The sequence below is a fragment of the Labrenzia sp. THAF35 genome, assembly GCF_009363595.1.
Lineage (GTDB): Bacteria > Pseudomonadota > Alphaproteobacteria > Rhizobiales > Stappiaceae > Roseibium > Roseibium algicola.
Window position 1 is genome coordinate 2525348 of the sequence record NZ_CP045380.1, and the last position, 21510, is coordinate 2546857.

The window sequence follows — 21510 nt, forward strand, 5'->3', positions numbered from 1 at the left end:
CATGTCGACAGTTTCTGGCGCGACGGTTTTTGCGGAAAAGGCGCTTCTGGCCGACGGCTGGGCGGAAAATGTCGCTGTCTCGATCGGTCCGGACGGCCGGATCGCCTCGGTTGAAAGAGATACGCAGCCAATCGGCGAACGCGTCGACATTCTTCTGCCGGCCCCGGTCAACCTGCACAGCCATGCGTTCCAGCGTGCCATGGCGGGCATGAGCGAGCGGCGCGGTAGCGAAAGCCGCGACAGTTTCTGGACCTGGCGCCAGATCATGTTCCGCTTTCTGGACGCCCTGACGCCGGAAGACGTGGAGGCGATTGCCGCCTTCGTGCAGATGGAAATGCTGGAGGCGGGTTATGCCGCCGTTGGCGAGTTCCACTATCTGCATCACCAGCCGGGCGGGGCGCCCTACGCCAACCTGGCGGAAATGTCGGACCGCATCATGGCGGCCGCTTCCGATACCGGCATCGGCCTCACGCATCTGCCGGTTCATTACCAGTTCGGCGGCTGCGACGGACGCCCATTGGCTGCCGGACAGATCCGCTTTGGCAACGACTTCGATCGTTTCCAGAAACTGCACGAGCTTGCGTCTGAGGCGCTCAAGTCCCTGCCGGATGATGCGGTTATCGGCGTTGCCCCGCATTCACTGAGGGCGGTTGATGCTGACAGTCTGAAGAAGGCCGTTGCCCTTGCCGGCGGCAACCCGCTGCACATGCATCTTGCCGAGCAGATCCCGGAAGTGGACGAGGTTCTGGCGGCCACGGGGCAGCGCCCGGTGGAATGGTTGCTTGCCAACCACGCGGTTTCAGAAAACTGGTGCCTGATCCACTGCACGCAGATGACCTCGCAGGAGACCGCCGGTCTTGCTGCGACCGGGGCCGTCGCGGGGCTTTGTCCGATCACGGAATCCAGCCTCGGCGACGGGATCTTCGATGGCGTCGACTACCTGGCCGCGGGCGGCCGCTTCGGCGTCGGCTCGGATTCCAACATCCGCATCGCGCTCTCCGAAGAGCTGCGCACGCTGGAATATTCCCAGCGCCTGCGCGATACCTGCCGGGCTTCTATTGCAACGAAGGAAAAGTCCACCGGTCGGGTCCTCTTCGACGGCGTCGTGGCCGGTGGTGCGCAGGCGGCGGGGCGTGCGGCGGGCAGGATATCGGAAGGGTCGCTTGCCGATCTCGTCGCACTGGATGGCACCGCCATCGACCTGGAAGGCCGGGAAGGCGACGAAATTCTGGATGCCTGGATCTTTGCCGGTGACGACCGGATGGTTGCGGAGGTCTGGTCCGCCGGCCGGCATGTTGTTTCCGGCGGAAACCATGTAAAAGGCAACGCCATCCGCGCGAAATATCGGGCCACCATGGCCTCGTTGCGCGCCAGACTTTGAAGAACGACTTGAACGGGTAGACGACTTGGCGCTTGCGGACACAAATTCCTGGACGGGCATTCGCGAAGAACTCCTTCGGCGGATCCATGACCGGATCTGGCAGCCGGGGGAGCAGATCCCCCATGAGGCCGATCTTGCGGAAGAGTTCGGCTGCGCCCGCACCACCGTCAACCGTGCTCTCCGGGACCTTGCCGAAAGCGGGCTTGTGGTGCGCAAGCGCCGGGCGGGAACGCGTGTTGCGCTCAACCCGCCTCAGCGCGCGACGCTCACCATTCCGATCCTGCGCGAGGAAGTCGAAGCGCTTGGCCGCACCTACCGGCACAGCCTTCTGGAAAAGGATCTCCGGCCCCTGCCGCCCATGTTGCACGGCGCGTTCCAGGTGACGCTCGGCGCGGATGTCCTGTTTTTAAAGACGCTGCACTTTGCAGACGACCGGCCTTATGCCTTCGAGGAACGCTACATCAACCTGGAAGCAGCTCCTGCGGCGCGAGACATGACGTTCGAGGACGTCAGCGCCAACGAGTGGCTGGTGCACAACGCGCCCTACAGCCACGGCGACATTTCCTTCTTCGCCGTCAATGCCGACAAGACCCTGTCGCGCAAACTTGATGCCTCCACGGGTGCAGCCCTCTTTGCGATGGAACGCATCACCTGGACCGGCTCTCTGCCGATCACCCACGTCCGCCTGATCTTCGCCCCGGGCTACCGGATGCGGACGGAGATCTGAACGGGGTGGGGCGTTTTCCGACGTCTCCAGTAAGGTTGTTCAAATACCGGCCGGGCATGGCCCCGCTCATTGCGATTGCGCCTCTTAGAGTTGTAACTGGGTCGGCAATCAATTAGAGTTGGATTCTGAAAGTTTGTTAACTAGTTGATTTATTTCAATTTTCGGATTGGAAAACAATTTCTGTCCTGACCAGCCCGAGCAATAGAGGGGTTGAAGAAAATCATGACCGTTGTTGGCGATGAGGTCATCAAACTCCTCGAACTGGGAGATGTCTTCCGATGGGTTACCGACGGGGAGCGGGCAAAAGCTCTGGAACTTCTTGAACGTGACACGAGGTTCGATGCAACAATCACGCAATTGCAATCCGGCAAAGTTCTGAGAGAGTTTTTTACAAGGTACTTCAATCAGCAAAGTGCTCCTTCGCTTTACGACGCCGTAATGCTGATGGCAGCGAAAGCCGGGCCCGTCTCAGTTTCCAGTATCGAAAACAACCTGGCTGGTTTCTTCTTTTTCGACCGGGATGCAGCAATCCTCAACGCGCAATTTGGCAATCCGGCAAAGGTGTTCGGGCTTGCAAACGATCTTGCCGACAGCATGCGCAAGTACGGCTTGCTTTCGATCAGCACCAAGAAACCCATCACCAGTGCGACTATTCCCTCAAGTGCATCCGCGTCTTTCTCAGGCAGCGGTGCAACGGGACGCGACATCTTCAATCACCGCGTTTCAGCGTTTGACCAGGCACGCATCCTTTATGAGCAGAAGACAAATCCGCAAGGTGATCCTGGCGCATCCGGTCCTGTGTCGCGCAGCTACTCCAATCCGCTCTGGAATGGTCTGACTGTTCCCAGTTCCGCCAGTGAACGTCTTCGGCAAGCCGCGCGCATTACGAGTTTGCCGATCTCCACGTTGTTTGAGCCGATCTACCTGAACGGTCGCCCGTCCCGGGGAGCCGTGATGAACGCTGCTGCAAAAACCTATAATCTGACGCCGGAAGTCATAGGAGCGATCGTCTTGGCGGAACAGCGTGATCAATCTCAAAACGAAGACATGCTCGACTACACAGCGGCGACGCATTCGGTCTCAAGGCGCACAACCTCTGTAGGCCTTGGTCAGGTGCGTGACGACACTGTCGCGCGCACGGATCTGTTCTCCGGGCTGCTGGAACACAAACGGAGGCAAGGTCTCGACGGCGCGCAGATCGCGACGCTTCTGACGTGCGACGAGTTCAACATCTTCGCTGTCGCGAAATACATCAGGTATGTTGCCAATCTCGTCGGCAAAAAGACAAAGACGGACTTGCCAAGAACCGCCGCGGCGTTTCCCGGTATCAATTTTGCCGTCTATGCGCTGCATGCCAGGAACTGGCCTGCTGACAACGTTGCGGCGCTTGGGTCCGAATACACCTCACGGCCGTGGGACGACAGGGTGACCGGTTGGGGAAGCTTTGTCGGTGAAGCTCATTCCGACATGTCAGGCGCCAAGATATCATGGTGAAGTGGCTGAAAATATTCCCCTTTCTGGTTCCGTTTATTCTGGCGTCCTGCAATGCCGAGCAGCAAAGAGTGATTGAGATGAAGACTGAAGTTGTCGACGGCCTGCAGTTTGGCGTACCCGAAGGACGCAAGGTCGAAACAGGTGCCGATCACATTCTGCTTTTGCCGGAACAGGCTCTGCGCGAAGTCGATGAAATCGCCATTTGGACCACTGCGCCGCAACCGGTCGCCGGAGGGGTCGACACCGAAGGGACCGATCCCGCCCCGCACACCCTGACGACAGTTGAAGGCGGCATGGGCGGCCCGGAATATACCCTCACCATTCCCAAGCAAATTGCAGACCGTCAGGCCTATGTCCGCGCCTATATCCAGTCGGAAGGCGGAACACCGGCGTTCGACGAGGCGTGGCAGGTTTGGCAAAGCCTGGCGGCCGAGAAGTAACCGACAGGGTCTCCGCAGGAAGTGAGGGAGGGGCTCTGCGCACCCCTCAACACGCACAAGATGAATATTTCTGTGCTCACTTTTTGATCGGCGCCGCCTTCTGCACGTCCTGAGCAGTCGCCTAAGGCCAGCAGTAGCCCGTCTCAGAAGGACGGGATACCGACAGCTTCCTTGGCTTTGTCCGTGAGGGTGTCCTTTACTGCATCCACAATGTCTTCCTTGAGCGGTGTCTCGTGGATATTGCGTTCCAGCAAACGGCTGGAAGACAATTCCCGTGCGAGATAGAACGCAACAGCACGTCCGCCAAAACCCTTCGAGAAGTTGGCTTTCTGCTGATATATCGGGTTGCCTCCCCGCAGACCATAACGGCGTGCGCGTTCCATCAGGCCCATCACGAACTGGTAACGTTGCAGACCGCTCATCTGGCGACCATGCTCGAGACCGGCATTGTAGAAGAACCTCTCTCCCGGGACCTTGTCGTGAAGCGCGTAGTCGTGCCCTGGAAAGAGCGCCGCCGCCACCCCGTTTGCGAACCCTTCATAATACTTCTTGCGCAGCTTACGAACCCGCTCGTTTTCCGGATGGAGTTCCTTGAGGGGCTTGAGCAAGGTCTTCAAGAGCGCCTTGTGCGGCGTGAGGAGCCCGCCGCCACCGTCAATCGCCTCACCCACGAGAAATCCCGTCAATTCCTTTTGCAGATCGAAATCCTGCGAGTTCGGGACGTGGTTCTGGACGCGCCGGTAAATCATTTCGCGTGCCTGGACGACGAGTTTTTCACCCTCCGGAATGTCGATATTGCGGTTGTCCCATCGTCGGTCGAGGATGGTGCGGCGCTGACGGCGCTCCTCCTGCCTGTGTGCGCGTTCCACCACATCGCCGATCAGCGCATCCCGGAACGGAGCCAGGATAAGACCAGGCTTGGCGCCATCGAACATGAAGTTGAACCCACGAGGGCCAGGCTTGTGGCAGCCGACATATTCTCTCAGGTACCAGTTGATCTCGGCTGGGTCATAGGTCTCGAAGTTGGCATAGGCCACTTCTTCGGCAGGGATGCCGTCGCAGAACTTGCCGATCGTCTCCCAGCTGTCGCCGGCGCCGACAGGCATAACGACCCCGCACCTCACCCAGACGCCGTCGCGCTTTTGTTCCACACGGTTGTGGGGAAAGTAGTTCTTGGGGATGGGGTTCTTTGGTTTTCTGATTTGAACGTGCATCAGATTTACAACTCTAATTCGGTATCACTTGAGTTCTCGTTGAGAGGCTGGATATCACGCGTCCTGCAGGTCGCACTTGTGCGGCATGTCACTTGACTTGAAGACGACGGTTTTGGGCTTGGGGGAGAGTTTTTGGCCGTTTTTGTGGGCTCAGGGGGGAGGGTATGATGCCCCCTCTACCGGTATTCCGGGTGGGTCACGGCGTGGCTGCGCGGTAAGATCCGGGCCCTGGATAACCTCTTGCCTTGGGCGCGTTGCCGTATTCAAAAACTCAGACTATTGCGCTCTTGTGAAAGCGCCTTTGCTTGCGCTGGCAGTGCTGGATTGCTGATCAGCGCGCAGAAGCCCGCTCTTTCTGGATCCAGTCCAAAAACACCTTGGAGGCAGGCGTTTCCGCGTAAGGTGGCGGGGTCCGGACGAAGTAGGCTTCACTAAGGGGCGCCTGATGTTCAAAGGGACGAACAAGGTCACCGCTTCGGAGGAGATCCCCGACGAGCGTGTCGTGTGCGAGGACGAGGCCCGCACCGTTCAAGGCTGCCGAAATCGCGATCACATAGGTCGACGCCAGATTGACTTCGGCTTCCCTTGCAAAGGACCTGCCTTGCGAGTTCATCCAACCGGACCAGGAGCCGGTGATGCCCGCGCAGTCGAACAGCCTGCCGCTCTCCAGTGAGCGCTCTTCTTCAGGCAGGCCGGGTGAGCAGACCGGATAGCATTTTTCCTCGGCAAGCCGAATGGCGGCGGTCGGCATGTCCTCCGGGCGGGCGAAGCGGATTTCCAGGGAGGCGTCGGCCGCGCGCTTTTCGGTGTCCCAGATCGATGTCACGATATTGAGCGTCAGCCAGGGAAATTCTTCGTAAAGTCGGCGAAGGCGCGGGGCCAGCCAATAGACGGAAAAGGCCAGATTGCACTGAAGCGTCAGGTTGCGCCCCAGGTCACTGCCGGTGACAAGCTGCGTGCTCCTGGTGATCAGGTCGAAGGCTTCACGCAGGCTCGGCAGATAGGTTTCCCCTTCGAGCGTCAGTTCCAGGGCACGCGTCTTGCGCACAAAAAGACTGCAGCCGAGCAGGGTCTCGAGGCTGCGTACATGCTGGCTGACCGCGGACTGGGTCAGGTTCAATTCCTGCGAGGCACGGGTGAAGCTGAGATGGCGCGCGGTTGCCTCGAATGCCCGCAACCAGGCCAGCGGCGGCAATCCAACCGTCTTCATGCGTGCACCTCACTCATTCATCAACTGACATAATGCGTATTAATTTTATTAATGCAACGCCATCGAATATATTGTTTGTCAATGTTGAAAGCGCTCCCTAGCGTCGAAGAGAAAGCGAGGGAGACAGTGCATGCTGCGTGTTGCAGAACATTCGAACATCACCCACTGGGCGGAGCGGATCGACCTGGCGGCAGCATTCCGCTGGACCGAGCGTCTTGGAATGCACGAAGCTGTCGCAAATCATTTCAGCCTCGCCGTCAATGACGAAGGCACGGCTTTTCTGGTAAACCCCCGCCAGCGGCATTTCAGCCGGATCAGGGCATCCGACCTGATTTTGCTGGATGCAAATGACCCGCAAACGCTGGAACATCCAAACGCTCCGGACCCGACTGCCTGGGGATTGCATGGCGCCATCCACCGGCAATGCCCACATGCGCGCTGCGTCATGCATGTGCATTCGGTCCATGCCACGGTTCTGGCCTGCCTTGCCGACAGCACTCTGCCGCCGATCGACCAGAACACCGCGACTTTTTATGGCCGCTTCGCAATTGACGAGAACTATGGCGGACTTGCTTTCGAGGAAGAAGGCGAACGCTGTGCGACGTTGCTTCGCGACCCGAAGATCAAGGTGCTGATCATGGGCAACCACGGCGTTCTGGTCGTCGCCAACACTGTCGCGGAAGCCTTTGACCGCCTTTATCATTTCGAACGTGCTGCAGAGACCTACATCCGGGCACTGCAGACCGGAAAACCATTGCGCGTTCTCAGCCCGGAGATTGCCGAGAAGACCGCGCAGGAAATTGAAAATTATCCGGGCCTTGGGCACGACCACTTCGCTGAATTGAAAGCCATTCTGGACGACGAAGGCTCGAACTACGCCAGCTAGGCACCGGCACGGCCCAGGCTGCGGACACTCGAAACAAAATCATGCATGGCCTGATGATGACATCGCCGGGCCGGGCGGACGGAATTTGCCAAAATTCCGGTTATCGCGACTGGCCGTCTGTACCGGCCAACGAGTTGAACTGAAACCTATCACGCTCATCAAGGAGAACCATGGAATGGGAGAGGCCTTTACGCCGCAAAACCGACTGGCAGTCTCGCGGCGAAGCGTTCTCGGGGGAACTGCTGCGCTCGGCGCCACGGCTCTCGTATCGTCTCTTGGTATCGGGCCGGCCGTTGCCCAGCCCAAAAAAGGCGGAACGATCCGCTTCGGGATTGCCTCGGGCAATACCAACGACACGTACGATCCGGCAGTTTGGGACAACACCTATTCGCAGGTCTTCGCCTTTGCCCGCAACGGCTACCTGGTGGAGATCGCCTCGGACGGGTCCCTCGTCGGGGAAGTGGCGGAAAGCTGGACGTCATCTCCCGATGCAAAGGTCTGGACGTTCAAGATCCGCAGCGGTGTCGAGTTCCACAGCGGCGGTACCGTGACACCTGATGATGTCGTTGCCTCGATCAACTATCACCGCGGCGCGGACAGCAGTTCGGCTGCCAAGCCCTTCCTTGCACCGGTTACCGACATTGCCAGCGACGGCGATACCGTCGTCTTCACGCTGGATGCAGGCAACGCCGATTTCCCTTATGTGGTGAGCGACTACCACATGCCGATCCTGAAGTCTTCGGATGGCAAGATCGATCCCACCAGCGGTGACGGTTGCGGTCCGTACAAAGTCACCAACTTCAAACCCGGCTACATCGCCGAACTCACGCGCAATCCGAATTACTGGAAATCGGACCGTGCCCATTTCGATGCGGTTGTCCTGATGGCCATTGTTGATCCGGCAGCGCGGCAGGCTGCACTGATGACCGGAAATGTCGACGTCGTGGACCAGGTGGATCTGAAGACGGTGCATCTGTTCCAGCGCGCACCGGGCGTCCAGATCGTCTCGGCGACCGGTGGTCAGCACTATACGTTCGCCATGGACACACGGGCAGCGCCCTTCAACGACAACAATGTCCGCATGGCCTTGAAATACGCCATCGACCGGCAGGAACTTGTCGACAAGATCCTCTTTGGCTATGGCTCGGTTGGCAACGACCACCCGATCAGCCCGGCCAACCGCTTTTACGCAGCCGATCTTGAGCAGACCAGTTATGATCCGGACAAGGCGAAATATTATCTGAAACAGGCGGGCCTCAGCTCGCTGGATCTGCAACTCTCCGCCTCCGACGCTGCTTTTGGCGGCGCTGTCGATGCAGCAGTGCTCTATTCAAGCAAGGCAGAGGCGGCCGGTATCAACATTCAGCCGGTGCGCGAGCCCAATGACGGTTACTGGTCCGATGTCTGGATGAAAAAGCCGTTTTGCGCGGTCTACTGGACCGGACGCCCGACTGAGGACGCGACCTTCACGCTCGCTTACGCTGCCGGGGCGCCGTGGAACGATACCTATTGGGACAACGAGCGCTTCAACCGGCTTCTGAGCGAAGCGCGGTCCGAACTCGACGAAGCAAAGCGCGCGGATATGTATCGCGAGATGCAGAACATCGTCAGGACCGATGGCGGCACCATCATCCCCATGTTCGCAAGCTACGTGATGGCACTCAGCGACAAGGTCAGTCATCCGGAAAAAGTCGCCGCAAACTGGCCGCTCGACGGTCTGCGCGCTACGGAGCGCTGGTGGTTTAGCTGAGTTCGTCTTCTCAAATCTGAAGCATTTTTGACTGGCACCTTGCACCTGGTTTCCCGCTGGGTGGCAGCTTCGCTTCGGATAATCGGGAATGACGGCGGTGAGACGTCCGCAAACAAAAAACGCCCTCATCCGGAAGGAGAGGGCGTTTTCGTTTCTTGCGGTGTTGGCAGCGATCAGTCGATGACCGAGCCCTCTTCGTCCTTCTTCATGTGACGCATGCGGGCCTTCAGGACCTTGCCGAAGATGATCGGCAGGACGAAGCCGATGATGGCCATGCTCCACAGGGTCAGCGACAGCGGGCTGTCGATCAGGGTGAACCAGTCGCCGTTGCTGATGGTGATCGCGCGGCGCAGGTTGTTTTCCATGGCGTTGCCGAGCAGCGTTCCGAGGATGATCGGGACCAGCGGCACGTCCAGCTTGCGCAGCACCCAGCCCAGCACACCGAAGCCGACCATGACCAGAAGGTCGAAGGAGGAGCCGGAGATGCCGTAGATGCCGACGAAGCTGACCATGGCGACGATGGGCATGAGGATGCGCGGCGGGATCAACAGGACGCGGGTGAAGAGACCGATCATCGGAATGTTCATGGCCAGCAGCATGAAGTTGGCAATGAACAGGGCCGCGATCAGACCCCAGACCACATCCGGCTGCTGGGTGAACAGCAGCGGGCCCGGTGTGATGTTGAGCGCCAGCAGAACCGCCAGAAGCACGGCCGTGGTCCCGGAACCGGGAACACCGAGGGCGAGCATCGGCACCAGCGCACCGCCCGCGGCGGCGTTGTTGCCGGCTTCAGGCGCGGCGACACCGCGCGGGTCGCCCTTGCCGAAGGTGCCTTCCTTGTCGACCAGTTTCTTCTCGAACGTATAGGAGATGAACGAGCCGAGCGACGCGCCGGCACCAGGCAGAACGCCGGCAATGAAGCCGAGCAGACTGGTGCGCAGCATGGTCGGGGTGCAGGACTTCAGCAGCGAGAAGCTGGGCATCAGCCGGCCGACGGAAACCTTGCTGGAGTTGGCGTCGGCATTGCCGTGACGGTGTTCCAGGAACAGGAAGACCTCGGACAGAGCAAACAGGCCGACGATGGCAACCAGGAAGTCGATCCCGTCGTAGAGGTGCACTTCGCCGAAGGTAAAGCGCGGCACACCTGTCTGGGTGTCGACGCCGACGGTGGCAAGGCCGATGCCGAGCGCGGCTGCGAAGGCGGTCTTGGCCTGGTTGGTCGAGGCAACGCCGCCCAGGGTGGCGAAGGCCAGGGTGAACAGGGCGAAATATTCCGCCGGACCGAACAGAAGCGCGATCTTGACCAGCTGCGGTGCCAGCAGGATCAGGCCCCAGGTGGCCAGGAAGGCACCAACGAAGGAGGCAACGCCCGACAGCGAGAGGGCCTCGCCTGCGCGGCCCTGCTGGGCCATCGGGTAACCGTCGAGACAGGTCATCATCGCCGGTTCGTCACCGGGAATGTTCAAGAGGATTGACGAGATACGCCCGCCGTACATGGCGCCGTAATAGACCGACGTCAGCAGGATCAGCGATGGCGTGGCACCGAGACCGAGCGTGAACGCAAGCGGGATGAGAATGGCGACGCCGTTGGACGGGCCGAGGCCCGGCAGGGCGCCCATGATGGTGCCGAGAAAGCAGCCGAGCAGGGCCAGCATCAGGTTCTGCCAGGTCAGCGCGATTGCGAAGCCGTCGGCCAGTGAAGAGAGAGTTTCCATGGCGATGCTCCGTTAAAAGCCGAACGGGCCCTTGGCCAGGGACAGGCCAAGAACGAGGTGGAAGACCGCATAGATGCCGAGCGAAGTCAGGCAACCTGTAATGAGCGAGCCGATCGGTGAAGAGCCGAGGCGCCAGGTCAGATAGGCAGCGGCAACGGCTGTCGCGATGATGAAGCCGGCTTCCGGCAGAAGTATCGCGTAGAGGATCATCGCCAGCACTGCCATGGCGACTTCAAGCAGACGCGGCAGCGACGGCCATTCCGGCGCGACGTCGGGTTTCAGGAAAATCGCCAGCGACGACAGACCCAACACGGATGCGATGATCAGGGGGAACGCCTTCGGGCCGACGGCGTCGGACAGAAAGCTTTCTTCGATGACAAGAGCGGCCCAGGCATATCCCAGCGCGAGAAGTAGCCCGACCGCGCCAAAGATGCGGTCGCTCATGGATACCTTCCTAATAGCGGCTCCTCCCCAAGTCCGGCGGCCGCCCCTTATGTGTTCTGTTGTTTGTTGGCACCCGAAGTGTGCCACTGTGTCCGCCGACAATCCACTTTGCCCAATCGGGCGGACAATGATCTGGCAGACATACTTCCGGCGTTACGCTGTCAGTCTCAAAGCTGCGTGCGGAAAACCGGATATTGCCCGCGTTCGGACGCGTCCTGAAAAAGAAGGGGGCACATGGACTGCGCCCCCTCCAGTCGGACTGACGGCATTCTTATTTGATGATGCCGATTTCTTTGGAGATGTTCTGGATCTGCTGAACCGAGTTGGCAACGAATTCCTGGAACTCGGCACCCTGCAGGTCGAGCGGAGCCAGACCGTTTGCAGCCATGATGCCTTTCCATTCTTCACTTGCGTACAGATCGGAGATCTTGGACACCCATGCGTTATAGGCGTCGTCGGACATGTTGCCCGGTGCGTAGAAACCGCGCCAGTTTGCGCCGATCGCGTCGACACCCTGTTCTTTTGCCGTCGGGAAGTCGGCGAATTCGCCGGACAGACGCTCAGGTGCCAGAACAGCGATCACCTTGATGTCGCCACTGTCGACAAAGCCCTTGGCTTCGGAAATGTCACCGGTGAAAGCCTGGACGGAACCGGCCAGAAGCTGGGTCACGGCTTCACCACCACCGTCGAAAGCGATGTATTTCACGGTGCGAACGTCTTCGATGCCGTAAGCGTTTGCAGCGATCAGAACCTTCAGGTGATCCCAGCCACCAACAGCGGAACCGCCGGCAACGGATACGGACGTCGGGTCCGATTTCATCTGGTCGAGAAGTTCCGGCAGGGTGTTGATCGGGCTGTCGGCCGCAACGGCGATCACGCCGTAGTCAGCGCCAACGGAAGCCACCCAGCGAACCTGGTCCATGGTGTTGCCCGGGAAGGCACCCTGGGCAAGGCGGGTTGCGGTTGCCGAGGAAGCTGCAACGATCAGGTCGTTGTCGTCGCCGCGCTTGTTGACGACTTCAGCATAGGCCACGCCGCCGCCGCCACCAGCCAGGTTCACAACCTGCATGGTCTTGTCGAGAAGCTTCAGGTCCTGAAGGGTCTTGCCGACCTGGCGGCAGGTGAAGTCCCAGCCACCACCTGGGTTGGCCGGTGCGATGCACTCCGGGTTTTCCGGCGTGAAATCGGCAGCTGTTGCGCCGAAAGCGGATGCGCCAAGGAATGCGGCCGCCAGCAGAAGGCGGGTCGTTTTGAATGCCATGTTGTGTTTCCTCCACATGTGCAAGGCTTTTGGTGAGCCCCTGGTATCCGTTGTGCCGCGTTAAAGCGGGTCCTCCCAACGGACGTGAGGAGAGCCTAGCGCCAAACCCTGTCATCAACCTGTCACCAGGGGGCACATTGCTTGCAAGCAGCGAAATTGCGGGGCAAGACTGGAGGCGGGAGGAACGAATCTTTGCGCCTTTTGCTCGTTGAAGACACGTTTGACATGGCGGAGGCCATCATGATCCGGCTGGACCGGTCTGGCATTGCCTGCGATCTGGCAAAGTCGCTGGAAGAGGCGAGGGCCTGCGTCAACGTTCAGCATTACGACGTGATCGTTCTTGATATCAATTTGCCGGATGGCCTGGGCACCGAGCTGCTGAAAGAGATCAGGTCTCGGGGCGAGCGCACGCCGGTGCTGATGCTGACGGCGGAATTTTCCGTCGACGATAGGGTATCCTCGCTCAATTCCGGGGCGGATGATTACCTGGTCAAGCCGTTCGACCACCGCGAACTTGAAGCCCGCATCCGCGCACTCTATCGCCGCGAACAGGGCGACAAGGCCGAGGAACTGACACTCGGCAGCCTCACGTTCAATGCTTCCGCGCGGGTCGTGCGTCAGGGCGACAGCCCGATCAATCTGACCAGGCGCGAATTCTCGCTGCTGGAGATCCTGGTCCGCAATCGCGGCAAGACCGTCAGCAAGGAACGTCTGTTCGAAGGGGTATTCAGTTTCCAGGACACCGACGTCAGCATGAACGCGCTGGAGCTTTATGTTGCGCGGCTGCGCAAGAAACTCTCGGGCGGATCTGTGAGGATCGAGACCCAGAGAGGGCTTGGTTACAAGCTGGAAGTCGATGACTGATCTCATCCGCAGGCTGGCGTCGACCTCGCTCACCGCACGTGTTGCCTTCGGGATTGCCTTTCTGCTGATCTTCGGCGGGGTGATCGTTTCCATCGCGGCATTCGCCTATGGCCGGGAAGCGGCCAGAAGCGCCTACGACCGGTTGCTCCTGGGCGCGGCGACAGGCATTGCTTCGTCGATCACCGTTCAGGACGACAGGCCCGTCATCGAGTTGCCGGTTTCGGCGTTCGAGTTGCTGGCGCTCGCCCCCGACGACAGGATCGGCTATCGCATTATCGGCCCGGAGGGCGCGACGCTGACCGGCTATGATGAAATCACCCTGCCGACAGGCCGGCGCGATTTCCGGGAAGGGTTTTTCGACGGTTCGTTCTTTGGAGAGCCAGCCCGTTTTGCCGTGGTCTCGCGCCGGTTTGCCGAGCGTACGCTCAACGGCACGATCAAGGTGGTTGTCGGTCAGACCCTGCGGGCGCGTAACGACATGGCCTATGACATCACCCGCAAGGCGCTCTACGTGCTTGCAGCCTCCGGCCTGGCAATGGTGCTGTTGTCGGTCGTCGTCGTCCGCTCGGTGCTGCAGCCGCTGGAACGGATCGCCGGCGGTCTCTCGGCACGGGACCCCCACGACCTGACACCGCTCGACACGTCGGTGCCGCGGGAAACGGCGGTGATGATCAATGCCCTCAACGGCTTCATGGCCCGGCTCGACCGGCAGATGAATTCCATGCGGCATCTGATCTCCGACACCGCACATCAGCTCAGGACGCCTGTTGCGGCCCTCAGGGCCCAGGCGGATCTCTTCACCGACGAACCGGAACTTTCCCGCAAGGAAAAGATCGTCGAGAGGATACAGACCCGAACGGCAAGCCTCGGCCGTCTGCTCGACCAGCTTCTGAGCCAGGCACTGGTGATCCACCGAGGCGACAGCGCCAGACGGGAGAAGGTGGACTTGCGCGATATTGCCCTCGACGTTTTCGAGGAAGGCGATCATGCTGTTCTCAATCCGGAATTCGACGTGATCCTGGATATCGGCGAAGACCCTGTCGAAGTGCTGGCGGATGTGCAATCGCTGAAGGAAGCCTTGAAGAACCTCCTGAACAACGCGCTCAAATACGGCCGCTCACCGGTACGGATCGGGGCTTCGCTGCAAGGTGGGCAAGCCAGTATCTGGGTGGAAGATGCGGGCGGTGGACCGGTGGATGGGGTTCTTGCCGAACTGGGGTCCCGTTTCAACAAGGGCGCGCTGTCGCGGCAAAGCAGTTCCGGCCTCGGTCTTGCGATCGCGCATTCCGTCGCCCTTTCCTACGATGGCGAATTGCGCCTGGAAAAGACGGGAGGGGCGCGTTTTCGCGCTGCCCTTGTGTTTGCAGCCGTACCGGAGGGGCGGACATGAAGCGGCCCGCCTATCTGCTGAAGTGCCTGGCTGCAGTCGTGATGCTGCTTGCCACCGGCCGGGCCGTGTCGGCCCAGGAGCTGGTGGAAAATTTCGGACCGGAGACCACCAACCGTGTGCTGGTGGTGCGCTCCACGACGGATATTTCGATCTTCGGTCCCGTGGTCGAAAGCTTCCTGCGTACGCGGCCCGGGTTGCAGGTGCGCTACGAGCAATGGGGATCGAACGAACTCTACCGCCTGACCCGCCGGGACTGCCGCGACGGCGTTCCAGGCGCCGACATTGTCATCAGCTCCGGTGTTCACCAGATGGTGCAGCTGGTCAACGAAGCCTGCGCAGCGTCCTACCGCTCACGGTTGACCGAACAGTTGCCGGAGGCCCTTCGCTGGCGCGACGAATTGTGGGGCATCACCCGCGAGCCCGCGGTGATCGTCTATAACCGCGAGCTGGTGCCCGTGGAGGATATTCCGCAGACCCGCTTCGACCTGCTCGATCTCCTTCGGCCTTCCGGCACTCCCTATGCCGGACGGGTCGCGACCTATGACATCGAGCAGTCGGGGCTTGGATATCTGTTTGCTTTTGCCGACGCGCAGGAAGCAACCACCTTTGGCGCGTTGCAGGAATCCTTCGGCCGCTCACAGGCGATTTCCACCTGTTGCTCGGTCGACATCATCAAGGGTGTTGCCGAGGGGCGCTACCTGATCGCCTACAATGTGCTTGGCTCCTACGCCCAGGGCTATCAGCTGAACGACGACCGGATCGGCATCGTGCTGCCGTCTGACTACACACTGGTCCTGTCGCGCACCTTCATGATCCCGAAGCAGGCAAACAACGAAGCCGAGGCCGAGGCGTTCCTGGATTTCCTCTTGTCCTCGGAAGGCACGCTTGCACTTCGGACCGCATTGCTGATCAGCCCGCTTCTGGAAACGGAGGATGGCAATGAAGGCGAGGTCCTGAGTTCGACAGCCCTGCGGCCGATCGTTCTTTCCCCTGCGCTCATGGTCGCACTGGATGCCCTGACCCGGGAAACCTTTTTGCGCCGCTGGCGGTCGACGTTTCCCGGGCCATGAGGCGCCGGCAGGCGCGTTGCATGACGCCCGTTTCAGGTCCTCAGGAAACGCCCAGGAAGGGATAAGGCCCCGGAAAGGTGCCGACCGGAATGAGGTGCGTCAGGAAACCATCGTCTCGCCATTCGTGAAGCAGCATCCCGCCGGGTTCCTTGGTCAGGCTGTTGCCGGCGTTGGTGCGCTGGTCCAGCGTGACCGCATGCGAGGTGCCGGGGCAGACCTGACACAGGCTGCCGGAAAAGAGGCCGGCGATGGAGCGGTGCAGATGGCCGCAGACCAGCCGAACCTGCCCGGAATGAAGGGAGAGGGCGGTGCCCAGGCTGTCTGCGTCGTGCAGGTTCTGCGCGTCCATCGCCTTGATCCCCACGGCAAAGGGGGGGTGATGAAAACCGACTATCGCGGGTTTGTCGCCAAGACCGGAGAGCGCGTCCGTCAGGAAGGACAGGGTTGCCGGCTCTAGCGTGCCATGCGCTGCGCTTTCGGTAAGGCTATCGAGCCCGACAACGGCAAAGTCTTCAAAATCGATCTGCCAGTCCAGGGGGCCGGTGCGGGGCATCCACTGTGCGTCCGCGAAGCTCTCCCGCATCGGCTCGCGCCGGTCGTGGTTGCCCGGCAGCACCCTGTAGGGCAGGTCGAGGTCCGCCATCAGCATCTTGAAGCGGTCGTATTCTTCCGGCGTTCCATGTTCGGTCAGGTCACCGGTAACGATCACGAGGTCGACTGGACCGATCTGCGGCAGCAGACGGTTGATTGTGGCGACCGTTTCGGCAAGGGCCGCGGCCGTGTCGACCTGTCCGTAGGCGAGTGCTCCTTCGGGAACAATGTGGGTGTCTGAAATCTGAATGATCTTGGTCATGAATGGGTCGATGTCTGGTCTGCAAGGAAGATGAGGTCGGAGGGATCAATGGCGAGGCGCACGGTGCTGCCGGTTTCAGGGGCTGTCCTGCCCGGGTGCTGAAGATAGAGAAGGCCGGCATCCGGAAGGACGCCGCCCACGGCGAGACGGAAATGACCGCCGGAGAACGTGACGGTTTCCACCGTTCCCGACAAGGATCCTGTCTGGTCTAGGCGGACGTTTTCCGACCGTATGTAAGCTGTTTTGCCGGCGGCGCCAGCGGGAAGCTTCAACTGTCCGCCGGGCAACTGCAGTACATCGTTTTCCATGTGTCCGGTCAATGGCATGGCGCTGCCGATGAAGCGGGCGACGAAGGCATTGGCCGGAGTGTGGTACAGCTCTTCTGGCCGGCCGACCTGAAGCATGGTTCCGTTCGTCATCACCGCGATCCGGTCCGCGATCGCCATCGCCTCGCTCTGGTCGTGGGTGACGAAAACAGCCGTGATCCGGAACTGCCGCAGCATGGCGGCCAGTTCGTCACGCAGGTTGTCGCGCAAGGCGGCGTCCAGCGCGGACAGGGGTTCGTCCAGCAGCAGGATCCTGGGGCGCGGTGCGACGGCACGGGCCAGGGCCACCCGTTGGCGCTGCCCGCCCGACAGGGCATTTGTCGGGCGGTCGGCGTAGTCGGTAAGGCGGCACAGGCTCAGCACCTCGTCCACACGTTGTCGGCGTTCTTCCGCCGGTACTTTTCTAACCTTCAGGCCGTAGCCGACATTCGCGCGCACGCTCATGTTGGGAAAGAGCGCATAGGACTGAAACACCATGCCGACATTGCGATGTTCCACGGCAAGTCCGGTCACGTCGGTCTCGTCGAACCGGATCCGGCTGCCCGCATCGGGGCGCTCCAGTCCGGCAATGATGCGCAGCAGGGTCGTCTTGCCACAGCCGGAGGGACCGAGCAGCGACAGGATTTCGCCGGGACCAACGGTCAGGTTGGTCGGGCAGAGAGCCCGCGTGCCATCGGCAAAGGTCTTGGCGGCGTTTTCGATTGTCAGGGTCATTGAGCGATCCTTTGCGCTCTGGCGGAGGCCCATTGCATGGCCATCAACAGCGGCACGATCATCGCGAAGAAGACGAGCGTATAGGCGGAGGCGACCTCCAGCCGCATGGAGGCATAGCTGTCGGCAAGGCCGACCGGCAGGGTTTTCAGATAAGGCGTGTGCAACATCCAGGTGAGGTTGAATTCGCCGATGGAGAGCGTCACCACGGTCAGGGCACCAGCCAGGATGCCCGGCATGGCATTGGGGATGATCACCGTTCGAAACCGCGTGAAGGCAGACGCGCCAAGTGTCGCCGCGCTTTCTTCCAGGCTGCGGAAATCCATGGCCATCAGGACGGCCAGGACCGATCGCACCATGAACGGCAGCGTGTAGAGAACATGGCCGACGAGGATGAAGGTCCAGGACGTGCGGAACCCGGACAAGGTTCCGTAGAGCTGCAAGAGCGCGAGCGCCAGTGCGAGGCCGGGGATGGCGAGCGGCAAGGAGATAAACTCTTCCAGCAGGCGCGACAGGCGTCCGGGATTCCTGGCAAGGGCGTAGGCCGCCGGAACGCCGATCACCAGCGTGACGGCAAGGCAGGCTATCGCGAGCCAGAGCGACAGGAAGATGCTGGCGGAATATAATTCCCAGACCCTCCCGATCCATTTCAGGGTCAGGCCAGAGGAAAGTCCGCGGAAGTAGTTGGCTGTTACCCCGGCCAGGATCGACTGGAGGGCCGGGACCAGCAGAAAGGCCGCAATGACAAGCGTGACCGCACATTGCAGCCACCAGGCGAGGGATCTTTTCATGTCAGCCTCCCGCCGCAACTGTCGTTCCCGCAAAACTGCGGGCGATGTAAAGCAGGGCCCAGGTCACAAGGCCAAGCAGAACGGACAGGGCTGACGCCATGGCGATGTTCGCCGACAGGGTGAATTCGGTATAGATCACCATCGGCAGGACATCGATGTTGGTGGCCAGCGTGAAGGCGGTTCCGAAGGCTCCCATGGCGGTGGCAAAGGCGATTGCACCGGCGGCGACGAGGGATGGGGCAAGACCGGGCAGGATCACGTCGATGACAATGCGCCACGGCGATGCGCCGAGGGTGCGGGCGGCTTCTTCCAGTGCTGGGTCGAGTTTTTCAACGGCAGCCATCACCGTCAGCAGGACGCGCGGGATGGAAAAATAGAGATAGCCGAGAAAGAGGCCGATCAGCGAATAGGCGAACACGATGTGCCCGGGCAATAGCTGGTTGAACAGCCCCTGACGTCCCCCCAGGAGGATGATCAGGAAGCCGATGACGACGCCCGGAAAGGCCAGCGGCAGCGTCAGGACGGAAAGCAGCAGGCCGCGTCCGAAGAACCGGTTTCGCGCCAGGAACAGGCCGGCGGTGGTCGCCAGAGCGAGCGCGGCAAGGCTGACCGCCAGCGACACCAGCACCGTGTTGACCAGGGTTTCAAGATATCGAGGCGTTTGCAGGATCTGCAGGTAGATGTGCCAGCCGGCTTCCGATTCAAAGGACGCCTGAACCAGGCGCACAAGCGGCAGAGCCAGAAAAGCGAGGGCGAATACCGCGAGCGGTACAAGACAGGCGGTCACGAATGTTCTGTCGGACATGAAGAATGCCTTCGGAAAAACAGGCCGGAACGCCAATGCGTTCCGGCCCGCCAGGTCAGGATGTTATTTGACTTCGTTCAGGTAACGCTCGCCGAAACCGGCCTGGGCGCGTTCCATGTGGGCATAATCGACGGCAACCGCACGCTCGTAATCGCTTGCAGGCAGGAATTTCGCGGCGACTTGAGCCGGCAGTTCCACCGGGCGGGACGGCTGCAGGTAGGCATTGGTCCAGATGGCCTGGCCTTCGTCGGACAGGATGAAGTCCAGAACCTTCTTGCCGGCTTCTTCATGCGGTGCGCCTGCCACCAGGCTCATCACGTAGGGAACGCGCACGGAACCTTCGCACGGCAGCACGAATTCGAAGTTGCCGTCTTCTTCGTATTTGCCGCGATAGGCGTTGAAGTCATAGTCGAAGAGGATCGGAATTTCGCCGGAAACGACGCGCGCGAAAGAGGTCTGCTTGGGGACGATCGGGTCGTTTTCAGCCAGTTCCTTGAAGTAGCTGATAGCCGGATCGAAGTTCTCCAGATCGCCGCCGAAGGCCAGGTTGACGGCAACCGCACCTGCATAGCCGACAAAGGCGGAAGACGGATCAAGGTAGCCGACCATGCCGCGGTATTCCGGCTTTTTCAGATCGGCGAAGCACTGCGGGACCGGAGCGCCACCGAGCGCGTCGACATTCACGAACATGCCGAGGGTGCCGTAGTGAACGGCAAACCACTTGCCTTCCGGGTCCTTCAGTCCTTCGGGGATGTCATCGAAACCGGCCGGCTTATAGGCGGTTACGACACCTTCGTTGCCGGCCTTGATGCCAGTGGTCACTCCGTAATAGGCAACGTCGGCGACCGGTGCGGCCTTCTCGGCCAGAAGCTGGCTGAGGGTCTGGCCGGAATTCTTGTTGTCATGCGGCATGGCAATGCCGAGCTTCTCATTGATGGCTTCCAGCATCGATGCCCAGTCGGCCCATTGCGGAGGGCAGTTGTAGCAAACGGCATCTTCGGCCTTTGCCGGCACGACGGCCGCCATTGTCATGGCCAATGCGAAAAGTGTACGTTTCATGTCAGTGACTCCTGAAGCGATCTCAAGCAGGTCTCGGGGTTACTCATTGGATGGCAGAGAAGTGGCAGCTTCTCTGCCATCGGCTTTTCCGGGAACGGGAGGGCCAAGGCTGCCTCCCGCGCGGAAACTGAATGTGGCGGCTGCGGACGGCAGGTCGGGGGTGGGCCGGTCCAGCAGCCTTGCCAGCACGGAATTGACGGCGCCCTGACCCATGGTGCGTGGATCGGTTTCGACGGTCGCCAGATGAGGGTCGACCAGCAGCCCGGTGGAAATGCCGTCAAAGCCGACCAGCGACAGATCGTCGGGAATACGCTTGCCGAGTGCGCGTGCGGCCTTCATGGCGGCAAGGGCGAGAAAGTCGTTCGACGCGAAAATTCCGGTCAGGGCCTGATGTTCGGCCAGAAGCGTGCCGAGCAATTCCAGAAGGGTGCCGTCCTGCTCCTCGATTTCCAGAAGAAGCGGGTCTGCCATGCCAAACTCACGGCATGCAGCGGCAAAGCCTTCGTAGCGCTCACGCGAGCGGTCGGAGCGGTGGAACCGCAGGGCCAGAAAACCGGTTTGAACGTGTCCCTGGCTGTGAAAGGCTCTTGCGACTTCACGCGCGGCGGCACGGTTGTCGACGGCCCACGCGGGCAAGCTGAAAGAGGAGCGGTTATAGACGAGGCAGCAGGGGAGGTCCCGGTCCCGGATCAGCTCCAGTGCCTCGCTGTCGGCGGCATTGTTGACCGTCAGGACCAGGCCGTCGACCTGTTTGGCAATCAGGGTGCGTGCGGCCTGAAGCTCCAGCACTTCGTCGTATTCCGAACAGGCCAGAATGAGCTGATAGCCTTCGCGGTGGGCTTCCTGCTGGGCAGCCTGGACGACTTCGGCAAACACGGGATTGGCGAGAGAAGGGACGATGCAGCCGAGTGTCTTTGTCGAGCTGCTTTGCAGGGATCGGCCAAGCGCGCTGAATTCGAAGCCGAGTGCTTTTGCTGCCGAAAGAACCTTCCGGCGGGTGTCGGCGCTGGCAGAGCCGGTGCCGTTGAGGACGCGGCTCACCGTTGCAATGCCGCAACCGGCCTGCTCGGCAACATCCTTGATCGTCGGCGGACGCGATCTCACCCTTGGCTCCTTCAG

General features: G+C 60.7%; 20 protein-coding genes. 9 read left to right on the forward strand and 11 right to left on the reverse strand.

The annotated features are described in order from the left end of the window. Position 1: 1 nt before the first annotated feature. The 4 genes from FIU93_RS11515 (at position 2) to FIU93_RS11530 (ending at position 4042) form a co-directional block, all read left to right on the forward strand. The gene (locus FIU93_RS11515) at positions 2-1381 is read left to right on the forward strand and encodes a formimidoylglutamate deiminase (RefSeq protein ID WP_152505637.1); all 1380 of its coding nucleotides are present in this window, start codon (positions 2-4) and stop codon (positions 1379-1381) included. Positions 1382-1406: 25 nt separating this feature from the next. Then, positions 1407-2108 carry a UTRA domain-containing protein gene (locus tag FIU93_RS11520; protein ID WP_152505638.1) on the forward strand — a complete coding sequence of 234 codons (702 nt, stop codon included), beginning with the start codon at positions 1407-1409 and terminating at the stop codon, positions 2106-2108. A 222-nt stretch (positions 2109-2330) separates the two neighbouring features. Further along, positions 2331-3602 (forward strand): hypothetical protein, encoded by a 1272-nt coding sequence (locus FIU93_RS11525; protein ID WP_152505639.1) that lies wholly within the window; start codon positions 2331-2333, stop codon positions 3600-3602. Between the two features lie 77 nt (positions 3603-3679). After that, positions 3680-4042 (forward strand): Tsi3 family protein, encoded by a 363-nt coding sequence (locus FIU93_RS11530; RefSeq protein WP_139314069.1) that lies wholly within the window; start codon positions 3680-3682, stop codon positions 4040-4042. 143 nt (positions 4043-4185) lie between these two features. Here FIU93_RS11530 and FIU93_RS11535 read toward each other — a convergent pair whose 3' ends face one another. Then, positions 4186-5148: a hypothetical protein gene (locus FIU93_RS11535; protein WP_055656214.1), complete on the reverse strand. Its 963-nt coding sequence runs from the start codon at positions 5146-5148 to the stop codon at positions 4186-4188. A gap of 439 nt (positions 5149-5587) precedes the next feature. Next, positions 5588-6466 (reverse strand): LysR family transcriptional regulator, encoded by an 879-nt coding sequence (locus tag FIU93_RS11540; protein WP_055656212.1) that lies wholly within the window; start codon positions 6464-6466, stop codon positions 5588-5590. 130 nt (positions 6467-6596) lie between these two features. Here FIU93_RS11540 and FIU93_RS11545 point away from each other — a divergent pair, with 130 nt between their 5' ends. Together FIU93_RS11545 and FIU93_RS11550 are read left to right on the forward strand one after the other, a co-directional pair. Next, complete coding sequence (locus FIU93_RS11545) at positions 6597-7352, forward strand: class II aldolase and adducin N-terminal domain-containing protein (RefSeq protein WP_152505640.1); 756 nt, start codon at positions 6597-6599, stop codon at positions 7350-7352. 175 nt (positions 7353-7527) lie between these two features. Further along, entirely contained in the window at positions 7528-9102 is a 1575-nt protein-coding gene (locus FIU93_RS11550; RefSeq protein ID WP_077291908.1) for an ABC transporter substrate-binding protein, read from the forward strand. Positions 9103-9275: 173 nt separating this feature from the next. Here the strand turns inward: FIU93_RS11550 and FIU93_RS11555 are convergent, their stop codons facing one another. From FIU93_RS11555 to FIU93_RS11565, 3 genes are all read right to left on the reverse strand, one after another. Further along, positions 9276-10817, reverse strand: a complete 1542-nt coding sequence (locus FIU93_RS11555) for a tripartite tricarboxylate transporter permease (RefSeq protein ID WP_152505641.1) — start codon at positions 10815-10817, stop codon at positions 9276-9278. A gap of 12 nt (positions 10818-10829) precedes the next feature. Continuing rightward, positions 10830-11261, reverse strand: a complete 432-nt coding sequence (locus tag FIU93_RS11560; RefSeq protein ID WP_055656205.1) for a tripartite tricarboxylate transporter TctB family protein — start codon at positions 11259-11261, stop codon at positions 10830-10832. A 271-nt stretch (positions 11262-11532) separates the two neighbouring features. Continuing rightward, positions 11533-12522 carry a tripartite tricarboxylate transporter substrate-binding protein gene (locus tag FIU93_RS11565; protein WP_023003140.1) on the reverse strand — a complete coding sequence of 330 codons (990 nt, stop codon included), beginning with the start codon at positions 12520-12522 and terminating at the stop codon, positions 11533-11535. Between the two features lie 192 nt (positions 12523-12714). Between FIU93_RS11565 and FIU93_RS11570 the strand changes: the two genes are divergently transcribed. Genes FIU93_RS11570 through FIU93_RS11580 form a run of 3 tightly spaced genes read left to right on the forward strand, consistent with a single transcriptional unit; the run spans position 12715 to position 15846 of the window. Continuing rightward, positions 12715-13386, forward strand: coding sequence for a response regulator transcription factor (locus FIU93_RS11570; RefSeq protein ID WP_023003141.1), 672 nt, complete (start codon positions 12715-12717; stop codon positions 13384-13386). Continuing rightward, a complete protein-coding gene (locus tag FIU93_RS11575; protein WP_152505642.1) occupies positions 13379-14776 on the forward strand; it encodes a sensor histidine kinase in 1398 nt (465 codons plus the stop codon). Before FIU93_RS11570 ends, FIU93_RS11575 begins: the two co-directional genes overlap by 8 nt. Continuing rightward, positions 14773-15846, forward strand: a complete 1074-nt coding sequence (locus tag FIU93_RS11580) for an extracellular solute-binding protein (RefSeq protein ID WP_286202422.1) — start codon at positions 14773-14775, stop codon at positions 15844-15846. The genes FIU93_RS11575 and FIU93_RS11580 overlap by 4 nt, the downstream gene beginning before the upstream one ends. 40 nt (positions 15847-15886) lie before the next feature. Here FIU93_RS11580 and FIU93_RS11585 read toward each other — a convergent pair whose 3' ends face one another. From FIU93_RS11585 to FIU93_RS11610, 6 genes are all read right to left on the reverse strand, one after another. Next, complete coding sequence (locus FIU93_RS11585) at positions 15887-16699, reverse strand: phosphodiesterase (protein ID WP_152505643.1); 813 nt, start codon at positions 16697-16699, stop codon at positions 15887-15889. Next, a complete protein-coding gene (locus tag FIU93_RS11590; protein WP_152505644.1) occupies positions 16696-17739 on the reverse strand; it encodes an ABC transporter ATP-binding protein in 1044 nt (347 codons plus the stop codon). The genes FIU93_RS11585 and FIU93_RS11590 overlap by 4 nt, the downstream gene beginning before the upstream one ends. Further along, entirely contained in the window at positions 17736-18527 is a 792-nt protein-coding gene (locus FIU93_RS11595) for an ABC transporter permease subunit (RefSeq protein ID WP_152505645.1), read from the reverse strand. Before FIU93_RS11595 ends, FIU93_RS11590 begins: the two co-directional genes overlap by 4 nt. A gap of 1 nt (position 18528) precedes the next feature. Next, the gene (locus tag FIU93_RS11600) at positions 18529-19332 is read right to left on the reverse strand and encodes an ABC transporter permease subunit (RefSeq protein ID WP_031270343.1); all 804 of its coding nucleotides are present in this window, start codon (positions 19330-19332) and stop codon (positions 18529-18531) included. Positions 19333-19395: 63 nt separating this feature from the next. Continuing rightward, positions 19396-20391 carry an ABC transporter substrate-binding protein gene (locus tag FIU93_RS11605; RefSeq protein WP_209010345.1) on the reverse strand — a complete coding sequence of 332 codons (996 nt, stop codon included), beginning with the start codon at positions 20389-20391 and terminating at the stop codon, positions 19396-19398. Positions 20392-20430: 39 nt separating this feature from the next. Beyond that, positions 20431-21495 (reverse strand): LacI family DNA-binding transcriptional regulator, encoded by a 1065-nt coding sequence (locus FIU93_RS11610; RefSeq protein ID WP_152505646.1) that lies wholly within the window; start codon positions 21493-21495, stop codon positions 20431-20433. Positions 21496-21510 lie beyond the last annotated feature (15 nt).

Coding starts and splice junctions, on each gene's coding strand:
- FIU93_RS11525 (WP_152505639.1), top strand. CDS start 2,331: ATGACCGTTGTTGGCGATGAGGTCATCAAACTCCTCGAACTGGGAGAT.
- FIU93_RS11590 (WP_152505644.1), bottom strand. CDS start 17,739: ATGACCCTGACAATCGAAAACGCCGCCAAGACCTTTGCCGATGGCACG.
- FIU93_RS11565 (WP_023003140.1), bottom strand. CDS start 12,522: ATGGCATTCAAAACGACCCGCCTTCTGCTGGCGGCCGCATTCCTTGGC.
- FIU93_RS11580 (WP_286202422.1), top strand. CDS start 14,773: ATGAAGCGGCCCGCCTATCTGCTGAAGTGCCTGGCTGCAGTCGTGATG.
- FIU93_RS11600 (WP_031270343.1), bottom strand. CDS start 19,332: ATGTCCGACAGAACATTCGTGACCGCCTGTCTTGTACCGCTCGCGGTA.
- FIU93_RS11540 (WP_055656212.1), bottom strand. CDS start 6,466: ATGAAGACGGTTGGATTGCCGCCGCTGGCCTGGTTGCGGGCATTCGAG.
- FIU93_RS11585 (WP_152505643.1), bottom strand. CDS start 16,699: ATGACCAAGATCATTCAGATTTCAGACACCCACATTGTTCCCGAAGGA.
- FIU93_RS11595 (WP_152505645.1), bottom strand. CDS start 18,527: ATGAAAAGATCCCTCGCCTGGTGGCTGCAATGTGCGGTCACGCTTGTC.
- FIU93_RS11605 (WP_209010345.1), bottom strand. CDS start 20,391: ATGAAACGTACACTTTTCGCATTGGCCATGACAATGGCGGCCGTCGTG.
- FIU93_RS11530 (WP_139314069.1), top strand. CDS start 3,680: ATGAAGACTGAAGTTGTCGACGGCCTGCAGTTTGGCGTACCCGAAGGA.
- FIU93_RS11545 (WP_152505640.1), top strand. CDS start 6,597: ATGCTGCGTGTTGCAGAACATTCGAACATCACCCACTGGGCGGAGCGG.
- FIU93_RS11550 (WP_077291908.1), top strand. CDS start 7,528: ATGGGAGAGGCCTTTACGCCGCAAAACCGACTGGCAGTCTCGCGGCGA.
- FIU93_RS11560 (WP_055656205.1), bottom strand. CDS start 11,261: ATGAGCGACCGCATCTTTGGCGCGGTCGGGCTACTTCTCGCGCTGGGA.
- FIU93_RS11555 (WP_152505641.1), bottom strand. CDS start 10,817: ATGGAAACTCTCTCTTCACTGGCCGACGGCTTCGCAATCGCGCTGACC.
- FIU93_RS11575 (WP_152505642.1), top strand. CDS start 13,379: ATGACTGATCTCATCCGCAGGCTGGCGTCGACCTCGCTCACCGCACGT.
- FIU93_RS11535 (WP_055656214.1), bottom strand. CDS start 5,148: ATGCCTGTCGGCGCCGGCGACAGCTGGGAGACGATCGGCAAGTTCTGC.
- FIU93_RS11515 (WP_152505637.1), top strand. CDS start 2: ATGTCGACAGTTTCTGGCGCGACGGTTTTTGCGGAAAAGGCGCTTCTG.